6 protein-coding genes are annotated in these 12025 nt (G+C 45.5%); 3 read left to right on the forward strand and 3 right to left on the reverse strand.

Features of this window, described 5'->3' with window-relative positions; all coding sequences use genetic code 11:
• Window positions 1–7: 7 nt before the first annotated feature.
• Both TOI97_RS05305 and TOI97_RS05310 read left to right on the forward strand, forming a co-directional pair.
• Window positions 8–547: a DUF2058 domain-containing protein gene (locus TOI97_RS05305; RefSeq protein WP_321553087.1), complete on the forward strand. Its 540-nt coding sequence runs from the start codon at window positions 8–10 to the stop codon at window positions 545–547.
• Between the two features lie 447 nt (window positions 548–994).
• Window positions 995–5893, forward strand: a complete 4899-nt coding sequence (locus TOI97_RS05310) for an alpha-2-macroglobulin family protein (RefSeq protein WP_321553088.1) — start codon at window positions 995–997, stop codon at window positions 5891–5893.
• A gap of 513 nt (window positions 5894–6406) precedes the next feature.
• Here the strand turns inward: TOI97_RS05310 and TOI97_RS05315 are convergent.
• Window positions 6407–7786 (reverse strand): MATE family efflux transporter, encoded by a 1380-nt coding sequence (locus tag TOI97_RS05315; RefSeq protein ID WP_321553089.1) that lies wholly within the window; start codon window positions 7784–7786, stop codon window positions 6407–6409.
• Between the two features lie 195 nt (window positions 7787–7981).
• On the opposite strand from TOI97_RS05315, the gene pdxB reads away from it, so the two are divergent.
• Window positions 7982–9106 (forward strand): 4-phosphoerythronate dehydrogenase PdxB, encoded by a 1125-nt coding sequence (gene pdxB / locus TOI97_RS05320; protein WP_321553090.1) that lies wholly within the window; start codon window positions 7982–7984, stop codon window positions 9104–9106.
• A gap of 51 nt (window positions 9107–9157) precedes the next feature.
• Here the strand turns inward: pdxB and pyk are convergent, their stop codons facing one another.
• Both pyk and TOI97_RS05330 read right to left on the reverse strand, forming a co-directional pair.
• The gene (gene pyk / locus TOI97_RS05325; protein ID WP_321553091.1) at window positions 9158–10618 is read right to left on the reverse strand and encodes a pyruvate kinase; all 1461 of its coding nucleotides are present in this window, start codon (window positions 10616–10618) and stop codon (window positions 9158–9160) included.
• Window positions 10619–10691: 73 nt separating this feature from the next.
• A complete protein-coding gene (locus tag TOI97_RS05330) occupies window positions 10692–11609 on the reverse strand; it encodes a universal stress protein (protein WP_321553092.1) in 918 nt (305 codons plus the stop codon).
• Window positions 11610–12025 lie beyond the last annotated feature (416 nt).

Below are 12025 nucleotides of genomic sequence, written 5' to 3' on the forward strand. Positions count from 1 at the left end.
GGATTACATGAGTTTATCTTTGCGCGATCAGCTTCTAAAAGCAGGACTGGTCAATGAAAAGCAAGTTAAAAAAGCCACTAAAGAGCAGAAAAGACAAAAGCGTCTTGAGAAAAAAGGCGTAGTTGAGGTGGATGAAACTCAACGTCAAGCGGCTTTGCAAGCAATGGCTGAAAAGCAAAAGCGTGATCAGGAGCTGAACCGTCAGCAGCAAGAGAAAATTGAGCGTAAAGCTCAAATTGCGCAAATACGTCAGTTGATTGAGAGTGCACGCTTACCTAAGTTAGACAGCGATGACTACTACAACTTTGTGGACCATAAAAAAGTAAAGCGCATTGCTGTGAATGATATGGTACGCAATAAGCTCAGTAATGGCAGTCTAGCTATTGTTAAGCACGGTGGTGGTTATGAAATCATTCCGCGTGATGTGGCGTTAAAAGTTCAAGAGCGTGATGAGCGTCGTATTGTTTTACTTAATATTGAAAAAGAAGAAGTTAATGAAGAGGATCCCTACGCACAATACCAGATCCCCGATGATTTGATGTGGTAAAACCTTAAGCGATTAGATAAAAAGCGCAGTACTCATGGGAGGCTGCGCTTTTTCTTTTTAAATATTGCCCTAAGAAGTTAGGCTTGCTACCAAAATAGGGGTTGGCTGCATTTGCACTATTTTCAAACATATGGTCTATAGAGTTAGACTTATAACTTGAGGGGATGTTTGACCCTTTTTGTGTAAGGGTTCGTATTTTTAGTGCTAGGATGGGTGTTGCAGGTTACGTAGGTAAGCGCCTCTGTATATGCCTTGAGTTCTTAGCGGTCAGTTTGGTTCCTTTAATCAGAGTGTATATAGCATGATTCCACAGGCTAAAATACCAAACTTCCGACGTGAGACACATATCGAGTTTTGATAAACAGCATGAACGTCTTGCAGCATCTACTACCTAACCTAGCGGATATCAAAAGTGAGTGCATCTCATTGTAAATAATGGAGCTAGATATGTGGCGCAAAAGTTTTTTGGGTTGGTTGTTAGTGCTAGCGCTTACTGCTTGTGACTCAGGTGAGCAGTCAGCCTCAGTCGTTGTATCGACTTCTCCAGAGGTGGCGACCACGTTAACTGTAGCGCCAAGACCTGATCCAGTGCAGTTAGCAGAGCGCTACCGTGGGCAAGATTTAACAGTTTTGGATCTTGCAGAGTTAGAAGAGGACGGGGCGAGTGTTTTAGCTTTGACTTTTTCTATGCCTTTGCTTGCTGAGCAAAATTTTGCGCAAAAAATACAAGTTGTCGATAGTGAAAATGGCCTGTTAGATGGAGCATGGGAACTGAGTGATGACCTAATGATGTTGCGCTTACGTCATATTCCGCCGCAGCGCCATCTAATTATCAGTGTAGACGCGGGGTTGCAAGGAATTAATCAAACACAACTGGCGCAAGATTATCAAGAAAAAATCACTACACGAAACTTACAACCTTCGGTGGGTTTTGCAAGCCGTGGCTCTTTATTGCCCGCAGAGTTTATTCAAGGGCTACCGGTGGTGGCACTCAATGTCAAACAAGTAGATGTTGAGTTTTTCCGAGTTAAAACCAATGCATTGCCAGAGTTTTTAAGCCAATGGGGTAGCAATCAAAGTTTAGATACATGGGAGGCACAAGAGTTGTTGTCCTTGGCGGAACTGGTGCATAGCGCTCGCTTTGAATTGAACCCTCAAGCCAATACCCGCGAAACTATTCAGTTACCCATTAAGCCTATTGCCAGTTTGAACCAGTCCGGTGTGTATTTAGCGGTGATGCGTCAAGCAGGAACTTATAACTATTCTCACCCAGCTACAGTATTCAGCATCAGTGATATTGGTGTTTCTGTACACCGATATAGCCAACAGTTAGATGTATTTACTCAAGCATTATCAGATGGTATCGCCTTAGAAGCCGTTAAGTTACAAGTGCTTGATAAAAAAGGGCGCTCCTTAACCAGTACAAAAACCAATAAGCAAGGTCATGCTCAGTTGCCGTTAACTGATAAAGCAGATGTGTTAGTGGCGCAGCTTGGTCAACAAACCAGTTTCTTACGCCTAAACAGTACCAGTTTAGATTTAGCTGAGTTTGCTATTGATGGACCGAAGGGACAAGCCTTGCAGTTGTTTGTCTTCGGTCCACGTGATTTATATCGCCCTGGTGAAACAGTGTTGCTTAATGCTTTGTTGCGTGATGCTGATGGGCAAAAAGTTGATGCGCAGCCCATTAAAGTGACAGTGCGTCGGCCGGACCAGCAAGTCAGTCGTGAATTTGTTTGGCAAGCTAATAATCAAGGTTTTTATCAATATGAGTTACCAATCAGTGCTAGTGCACCAACTGGTCGTTGGCAGTTGTTGTTTGACTTAGGGGGGGGGATTGAGCAATTTTATGATATTCAGGTCGAGGAGTTTTTACCAGAGCGCTTAGCTCTTGAGTTACAGGCTCATGCTACGCCAATTAAGCCGCAAGCAGATCTTGTGGTGAATATTGAAGGGCGCTATTTGTACGGTGCTCCGGCTGCCGGTAACAATATTACAGGTCAACTGTATGTGCGCGCTTTACGGGATGCGGTGAGCAGTCTGCCAGGGTTTAAATTTGGATCAGTCTTGGATGCTGATAAGCATCAAGATTTGGATTTAGATGAGTTGGTATTGGATCAAGAGGGTCGTGCTCAATTTTATTTAGAAAGTCAGTGGGTTAATGAGCGTTCCCCACTGAGTTTAACTGTACAGGCTAGTGTGTTGGAGTCTGCAGGGCGTCCTGTAGTTCGTCAGGTGACCCAAGCAGTATGGCCCGCTGCACAATTACCTGGTATTCGAGCTGTGTTTAATGGTGACGAAGTGGATGCTGATAGTGAGCCGACCTTCGAAATTGTATTAGCCAATTCACAAGGTGACAAACTCGCAGCGGAAGAGCTTAAGGTGCGTTTAGTGCGTGAACGCCGTGATTACTATTGGAGTTATTCTGAGAGCTCGGGTTGGAGTCATAATTATAATAAAAAGTACCTTACAGTTTCTGAGCAAAAGGTTGCAATTGAGGCAGGTAGTACAACTAATGTGAGCTTTCCAGTGCAGTGGGGACCGTATCGCGTTGAAGTGGAAGATCCTCGTACTCAACTGGTCAGTAGTGTAAGTTTTTGGGCCGGTTATGCTTGGCAGGATAATGCATTAGGAGGAGCTGTGCGACCTGATCAGGTGAGGCTGACTTTAGATAAGCCAGCTTACGCTAATGGTGATGTTGCACGTGTGAGCATTGATGCCCCAGCTGCTGGAAGTGGTTATTTGTTAGTTGAGTCAACAGAAGGCCCTTTATGGTGGCAGCCGCTGAATGTACCAGCTGGAGGCACAACAGTAGAAATACCTATTGCTGAAGATTGGTTGCGCCATGATATGTATATTAATGCCTTGGTGGTGCGTCCGGGCAAGCGGCAGGCACAAGTGACTCCGAAACGGGCAGTGGGCTTATTACATCTACCATTACAACGTCATATGCGTCAGCTGGATGTAGCCTTAAATAGTGTGGAGAAGATGCGCCCTAATCAACCGTTGACAGTGAAGGTGAAAGCCAAATTGGTCAATGGGCAAGTGCCGAGGCAACCCATACAAGTGTTACTATCTGCTGTGGATATCGGAGTATTGAATATAACTGACTTTGCTGCACCAGACCCATTTTCTAGTTTTTTTTCACGAAAAGGTTATCAGGTAGATCAGTTCGATGTATATGGCCAATTGATTGAGTCAAGCAATGGACGCTTAGCCCGCACTTTATTTGGAGGGGATGCTCAAGCATTGCCCCGTGGTGGTCAGCGCCCACCAACCACCGTTAATATTGTTGCTTTACAAAGTGCACCTGTGACATTAAATAAGCAGGGTGAGGGAGAGATCACCGTTGATGTACCTGACTTTAATGGTCGTTTACGAGTGACTGCTCAAGCGTGGACTGATAGCCAGTTTGGTATGGCACAACAGATAGTGGAAGTCGCGGCACCTTTAGTAGCTGAATTATCTGCGCCACGCTTTTTAGCTGGTGGTGATCACAGCCAAGTAGCTTTAGATTTACATAATTTGACTGAGAAAACGCAAAATATAACCGTACAACTGCGTAGTAACGGCTTGTTAAAGCTAGAACCGACAATTGCGCGACAGCAGGTGCAGTTAGCCGCTCAACAGCGAAAGATTTTAAAGATTCCAGTTCAGGCATTGGCCGGCTTTGGTCAGGGAGTATTAGAGCTAGAAGTCGATGGTATGCAGTTGCCCGACGAGAAATTAGTACCATTAAAACGTAGTTGGATGCTTGGCGTACGTCCTGCTTATCCAGCACAAACGCGCAGTATACAAGGGGTTTTTAAGTCTGCTCAGTCTTGGCAGTTGCCACCTGAAGTGCTTGCTGGTTATCAGGCGGGCGGGTTGCAGGCTGTGTTGAGTGTTTCTGCTCGTCCGCCATTAAATATTGGAGAGCATTTACGTGCCTTAGATGCGTATCCATATGGCTGCTCTGAACAGACGGTGAGTGGTTTAATGGCGGCCTTGTATATTGGTCAATTACAGGGCAGTAGTGATGCAATTCACAAGCGTCGGAAGCAGGTGGAGTTAGGTATTGAGCGTCTTTTAGCCATGCAGCGTTATAACGGCAGCTTTGCAATGTGGAGTGCAGGAGGGCGTGAAGCGCATTGGGCTACTGTGTATGTTACAGATTTTTTACTGCGTGCTCGTGAGCAGGGTTATGCAGTGCCACTAGCAGCATTAAAATCTGCTCAAGAGCGTTTGCTGCGTTATATGCAGGAAGGCTATTTAATTGATACTGATTACAGTGAGGCGCCAGAGAGCACACGCTTTGCGGTACAAGCGTATGCAGGCTTTGTTTTAGCGCGTGATCACCGTGCACCTTTAGGTGCATTACGCAGTTTATTTGAGCGGCGTCAGCATGCTCGATCGGGGTTGCCTTTGGTGCATCTGGCCTTAGCTTTACAGTGGATGGGGGATGCACCTAAAGCAGAGCAAGCTTTGCATGCTGGGCTAGGCGTGCAGCGCAGTGATCAGTTGTATATGGCAGATTATGGTAGTGAGCTACGTGATCAGGCACAAATTTTAGCGTTATTGCAAGAGTATAATTTAGCACCGAGCGTACAAGCCGCACGTACCTTTGAATTGGCCGATGAATTGCATATGCGTCGCGGGTTATCCACTCAAGAGCGCAATGCCCTATTTATGGCAGCCCGTGGACAACTTCTGTTAGGTGACAAAAACTGGCAAGCGTTGCTACATACAGCAGGGAGGGATGTGATTTTATCCCCCGAAAATTCGCAAGTGTATTTAGCTGCTGAGCAGCTGCAAAAAGGTGTAATGCTGAGCACTAGCAGTGAAGAGGATTTGTATCAGCGTATGGAAGTGACCGGCTATCCAGCACGAGCGCCACAGGCAGGGGGAAATGTCTTGAGTATTGAGCGACAATATTTCAATCCTCAAGGTGAACCTTTACAGCTGCATGAGTTGCGTAGCGGTGATCTAGTATTGGTGCACTTGGCAGTCCGAGCCAGTCGTGAAGTGCCGGATGCTTTGATTGTTGATCTGTTACCGGCTGGGTTGGAATTAGAAAATCAAAATTTAGCACGTAGTTCTGCAGGTTTGTCTCTGGTAAGCGGTGCGTTGCAAAACTGGCATGAAGCTATGCAGGGTGCAGATATCGTGCATCAAGAATACCGTGATGATCGTTATGTGGCTGCGTTGGCGATACCTGCTCAACAGCCTCAGCATTTGTTGTATTTAGCTCGAGCAGTTACTCCAGGACAGTACCTTGTGCCGCCAGCGCAAGTAGAATCAATGTATCGTCCTGAGTGGCAGGCATTGAGTAGCAGTGTTGGTCAGATGCACATTGCACCACGTTAATGGATTAACACTGTTTGGGTTGGCAAACTGCTATGTTTGTCAACCCTTTTATTAGTGAGAAATTATAAAAAAAAGACCTTTTGCTCTTGATCTTTGGTGTTGTTTTGATGTCTGAAATAGAAGTTGTGCACATTTATACAGTTGATCCGATTGTGCAGGGAGTAGGGTTAGTTATAAGGTAAAAATCAGCTATTGACTTTATAAGTGATTGATTTGTAAGGGAATATAAATTTGATGAAAAAAACATCATTTTGTAGCAAAGCCGCATTATATGGCCTTTAAGAGAATGTATTATCATCTTACTCACAGAGTTATCCACAGGTTTTGTGGATTGTTTACGCAAAGCCACACAGTCCCTAGCTTTGCGCTACATTGATCAGGTTGTAATATTTTACTTTTCAAGAACAAGCAAAATAAATTAATATTTTTTGCTTGTTTTAGGTTGGTTTTTCTTGCTAGGCCCCTAGTTTTTTTCACCGAGATTAAAGTTTATTTTTCGACTACTGGGTCACTTTAATTCTTTGCGTTGATATAAATGTAGTTACGAGAAATCCTATGCAAGCGTATGCCCAATAAAAGAGCAGCGCAGCTTAGCCCAACGATTAAGCCTTGCCATAATCCGGCAGGGCCTTGTGCGAATCCTAGGTAATCGGTTAGGCCCAAGGTATATCCGATCGGCAGACCAACCCCCCAATAGGAAAATAGCGTCATGAACATTGTCATACGCGTATCTTGGTAGCCACGTAAAGCTCCTGCTGCTGTAACCTGAATAACATCAGAAAATTGGAAAATAGCACAATACACAATGAGAGAAGTAGCCACGGTGAGTACAGCTGTATCGGATGTGTAAATTTGTGCAATCTGTTCACGAAATATAAACATAGCGCTGGCCGAGATGCAGGCACACAGTAGTCCTGTTCCCATAGCTACACCTGCTGAGAAGCGGGCATCGCGTGAGCGTTGAGCGCCTAAAGCCTGACCCACGCGTACAGTCGTGGCCATGGCTAATGAGTAAGGCACCATGAATACCAGAGAACTGAAGTTGAGCGCAATTTGATGGCCAGCGACTACGTTAGCGCCGAGCCCGCCAATTAGCAGAGCAATGACAGAGAATAAGCTAGCTTCAGCAAAGATAGAAATACCAATTGGGAGTCCTAAGGCTAATAAGCTTTTTTGTGCTGACCATTGTGGCCATTGCCAGTCTGAAAAGATTTGACTGGACTTATAATAGGGGGCCCAGTAAATCCAGAATAACATCGAGCCTGCCATAAATATCATAACGATGGCTGTTGCCCAACCACAACCAACACCTCCCATAGCTGGTAGCCCAAAGAGCCCATTAATAAAGATGTAGTTCATCGGAATGTTAACTAACAATCCTAAAATTCCAATGACCATGCTCGGTCGAGTTAAGCTGAGAGCATCGCTATAACAGCGGAAGACTAAATACAGAGCAACACATGGGAAGCCACAGGCCACCGCGCGCAAGTAGCCCATAGCGGGGTCAATTAAAATAGGATCAACCCCCATCAATTGCATTATTGGTTGTGCATTCCAGAGTAAAATAGCCAATCCACAACCTACTGTAAGCCCTAACCACAGAGCTTGACGAACGAGGTATCCCATCTCCAATTTAGCACCGCGGCCAAAGGCGTGAGAGACTTTAGCGGTAGTGGCTAATAAGATACCGCTCATTAATAAAAAGAGTGGTACCCAAATAGAGTTACCTAAAGCCACCGCAGCCAAGTCGTTAGGACTGACTCGTCCTGCCATCACTGTATCGACAAAGCCCATAGCAGTATTGGCCAGTTGAGCAATAATAATTGGGGTGGCAAGTTTGAGTAGAGCGTGCCATTCGTTCGTAATACGTTGGAAACGGGTAGCGGTGGACATTAATACAGCCTATAAATAAAGCCTATGCAGTAAAAAATTGCACAGTGCAAGGTAGTGGGGACAGTAGTTCGGGCGGTAGCTGTTAAATACATTGACAGCGCAGATAGTTTACTATGTTGCGTTCAGGCAAGGGTAGCGCAAAAGACTCATCCAGCTGCCGTCTATAAGGTATACAACGATAAAGAGGATTCATAGATGCAGATACTGGCTGATGAAAATATTCCGATGCTGGAGGTTTTTGAGCGTCATGGTCAACTGCACCGTGTGGCCGGCCGCAGTTTAAATCCAGAGATGCTCAAGGATGTTGAAGTGCTCTTAGTACGCTCAGTTACCCAAGTGGATAAGACTTTACTGGCAAACTCTAAAGTAAAATTTGTTGGCACTTGTACCATTGGTACTGATCATTTGGATTTGGAATACTTGGCTGAGCGTAAGGTTGGTTGGTTCAGTGCTCCAGGTTGCAACGCCCGAGGTGTAGTGGATTATGTGATCAGTGGTTTGCTGACCTTGGCTGAGCGTACAGGTGCGGATTTGACTCAGCGTTGTTATGGGGTTGTTGGGGCTGGTCAAGTGGGGGATCGGTTGGTGCAAGTACTGCGAGGTTTAGGTTGGCAGGTATTGGTATGTGATCCTCCTCGTGAACAACGCGAAGGAGGGGATTATGTGGACTTGAAAAGTATCATTGAAAATTGTGATGTGATCAGTCTGCATACTCCTTTAACTACTGTAGGCGAGCATTCGACACGACATTTAATTGGAGAGGAGCAATTAGCAGCCTTAAGGCCTGGAAGTTGGTTGATCAATGCTAGCCGTGGCGCTGTGGTAGATAATCAAGCACTGAAAACCGCCTTGAAAGAGCGTTCAGATTTGCGAGCAATATTGGATGTTTGGGAGGGAGAGCCTCAGGTAGATGTGGAATTAGCCCAACTGTGTGATATTGCTACGGCGCACATCGCTGGTTATAGCTTAGATGGTAAGATCCGTGGTACAGAACAAATCTATCAAGCTTTTTGTCAATACTTTGGATTAAAGCCTGAAGCAGGCATTGAGTTTCCGCCACAAAGGTTATTATCTTTGCAGCTAGCTGAGCATATTCCTCTTATGGAAGCATTACGTGTGGTATGTCGTGCTGTTTATGATTCACGGGGTGATGATGCGCGCTTTCGGTTGAGTTTAAGTGGAGACGCTGTAGAGCGGCGTGCGGCCTTTGATTTGGTGCGCAAAAACTATCCTGTGCGCCGCGAAATTCCAGATTTGAAGGTGACCGTGGAGGGGAGTGAATTGCAGCAGATGTTAGGTGCCTTAGGGATTAAAGCATAACTGAACAATCGAGCCTCACGGTAAAACTCAGCGGTGAGGCATCGATAATATTTATTTATTTGCGATAGTATGTCCGACGTGTAATAGTTTCATGGTATTGGTTCCGCCAACTAAATGGTAGCTGTCACCTTTAGTGAGAATCACCCAGTCATCTTCAGTGACGGCACCCCGCTTAACTAGCTCTTCCACTGCTGCTTGACTGACAGATGTGGTAAAGGAGCCGCTTGGATCAAATGGAACGGTATAGACGCCTCTAAATAACGCTACACGGGCTTGGGTTTGGCGCGATGGAGCAAATGCGTAAATGGGCATTGATGAGCGAATACGCGACATCACTAGTGGAGTATAGCCGCTTTCTGTTAAGGCAATAATTGCCTTAATCCCTGGGAAATGGTTGGCTGTATACATTGTGGCTAAAGCAATGCTTTCATCCCAACGTTCAAATGTTTGTCCAATGCGGTGTGCAGATTGGCGCATGATTGGGTTCTTTTCTGCACCTAGACAAACACGAGCCATTGCTGCAACGGCTTGTACGGGGTACTCACCAGCGGCAGTTTCTGCTGAAAGCATTACGGCATCGGTATAGTCCAAAGCCGCGTTGGCCACATCAGAAACCTCTGCACGGGTTGGCATAGGGCTGTGGATCATGGATTCCATCATTTGGGTCGCAGTAATAACGGCCTTATTTTGCTTACGGGCAGCAGCAATAATTTTTTTCTGAATTCCAACCAGTTCTGCGTCACCAATTTCTACGCCAAGGTCACCACGAGCCACCATCACTGCATCGCTGGCGCTGATCAATCCATTGAGAGCATCGTCATTCATAACGGCTTCAGCGCGCTCAATTTTTGCTACTAACCATGCTTTGCAATGCGCCTCTTCACAGAGGCGGCGTGCGAGGTTCATATCGGCGGCATCGCGGGGGAAAGAAACCGCTAGATAATCCAAATCTAATTCTGCTGCGAGGCGGATATCTTGTTTATCTTTTTCGGTTAAAGCAGGGGCTGTTAAACCACCACCACGGCGGTTGATGCCTTTATTGTCGGATAAAGATCCACCAACTAAAACACGACAATTTAAGGCGTCAGCTGAGACGCGTTCGACTTCCATGACCACGCGGCCATCATCCAATAAGAGTTGGTCGCCAACGCCGCAATCGGTGACGAGGTCGGGGTAGTCGATGCCAACGATTTCTTGAGTGCCTGCGTCACGGGGGTGAGTGATCGAGAAACAGAATGAGTCGCCATTTTGTAATTCAATTTTTTTATCAGCAAAACGGGCAATGCGAATTTTTGGACCTTGTAAGTCACCAAGAATAGCTACATGGCGATTAAGCTTAGCGGCTATCTGGCGGATGTTTTGAGTCCGTTCGCGGTGTTCATCTGGGGTGCCATGGGAGAAGTTTAAACGGGCAACATCCATGCCTGCTAGGATCAGTTGTTCGAGAGTTTCGGTTGAGCTGCTTGCAGGCCCAATAGTGGCCACGATTTTTGTGCGACGTAATGTCGACATTAGAAGGCTCCTGATTTAAAAATAAAAGAGCGCCCACCATCATGAAGATCGGTAATGGCGGGCCTTTTTGGGGTTACTCTTTGGTATCTGTGGGTTTAATAACCAGTAGATCTGTTTGTACAGCTTCTAAAATGCGTTCAGCCGTGTTGCCAATCAGTGCATTTTCAAGGTTGCCACGGGAAATGGCACCCATAACGAGAAGGTCAGTTTGATGCTCTTCAACAAAAGCAGGAATGACTTCTTCTGGAAAACCTTCTAGCAGGTGCTGTTTTTCTTTTGCAATAGGGTAGTCAGCCATTAAATTGGCAAAAGCCTCTTGGTGTTGTTTGGCGCTGCGCTCGACGTATTGCTCATACGCGGCGACCAACTCAGAGTCAAAGATCATAGTGCGTGGGAGAGGGGCATAGCTGTGTAGGTAATCAGCTTGCATCTGTAGGTTGTCTGAAATCCAACGGGTTGCTTTAACCAAACGATGATCTAATGTGGCTGTTTTATCTGAGCTGTGTACAGGGTCGACCGCTGCGCATACACGTTCGCCGCGCCATTCAACATCGCGTACTAACCAGAGAGGAACGGGGCAGTAACGAATGAGTTGCCAAGATGTGTTATTGAAGAATAGACGTTGTAATAAACTGTGAGAATGCGCTTCGCGTAATACGAGGTCTGGTTTTATTTCCTCAATACGCTGCAAAATCATTGTATGTAATGGCTTACCCCAGCGTGCTTCTGTGGTCACTGTAACGCCTGCGTCGCGTAGGGGTTGAGCAAGTTTTTCGAGCCATTTAACTCGGTTAGAAAGTAATGATTCGCGAGCTTTTTTTTGTGCAGGGCCATCAAAAAAATAACCTCCATCAAGTGCGGAATTGTACTCGCAGAGTAATAACTCGATAGATGAGTTCGAGCGCTGAGCTACCCAAGTTGCTCGCTCAAGTGAAGGTTGTGAATCACCGGAAGTCGGGTCAATAACCACTAAAATTTGATGCGGTTGCATAATAAAATTCCTTACTAGGTAGAGAGAAAACTGTGTTCAGTGGGCTTCATACAACTTTCTATAGTGACTTAAGATTAGCCTAACCTAGGTTTCATATAAACACTTCTTTGCAAGTATTGCTATTTTATAAGTGATGAGTGTTGCAGTGCAGGATTATTTTTTGGATTACTGTAATACATTCACTCAGTGGAGAGAGTTATGCATGCGTTGTGAGGCTCAGAATTTTACTGGTAGTGTATTTGGTAATATGAAGATAGCTGTAGTTTTAAAATGTCTTTTGCAAGACTGAGCGAATATAGCTTGTTTTATGAGGGGTCAAATATTAAGTGTGGTTTTATGAATTACTAATGTTGCGTGATGTAACCTGTGTCAAAGCATGTCTTTAATAATATGGGCAGCTTACATTTATTGTGTGT

The sequence above is a fragment of the Denitrificimonas halotolerans genome, assembly GCF_034259425.1.
Taxonomy (GTDB): domain Bacteria; phylum Pseudomonadota; class Gammaproteobacteria; order Pseudomonadales; family Pseudomonadaceae; genus Denitrificimonas; species Denitrificimonas halotolerans.

Coding starts and splice junctions, on each gene's coding strand:
- pdxB (WP_321553090.1), top strand. CDS start 7,982: ATGCAGATACTGGCTGATGAAAATATTCCGATGCTGGAGGTTTTTGAG.
- pyk (WP_321553091.1), bottom strand. CDS start 10,618: ATGTCGACATTACGTCGCACAAAAATCGTGGCCACTATTGGGCCTGCA.
- TOI97_RS05330 (WP_321553092.1), bottom strand. CDS start 11,609: ATGCAACCGCATCAAATTTTAGTGGTTATTGACCCGACTTCCGGTGAT.
- TOI97_RS05305 (WP_321553087.1), top strand. CDS start 8: ATGAGTTTATCTTTGCGCGATCAGCTTCTAAAAGCAGGACTGGTCAAT.
- TOI97_RS05310 (WP_321553088.1), top strand. CDS start 995: ATGTGGCGCAAAAGTTTTTTGGGTTGGTTGTTAGTGCTAGCGCTTACT.
- TOI97_RS05315 (WP_321553089.1), bottom strand. CDS start 7,786: ATGTCCACCGCTACCCGTTTCCAACGTATTACGAACGAATGGCACGCT.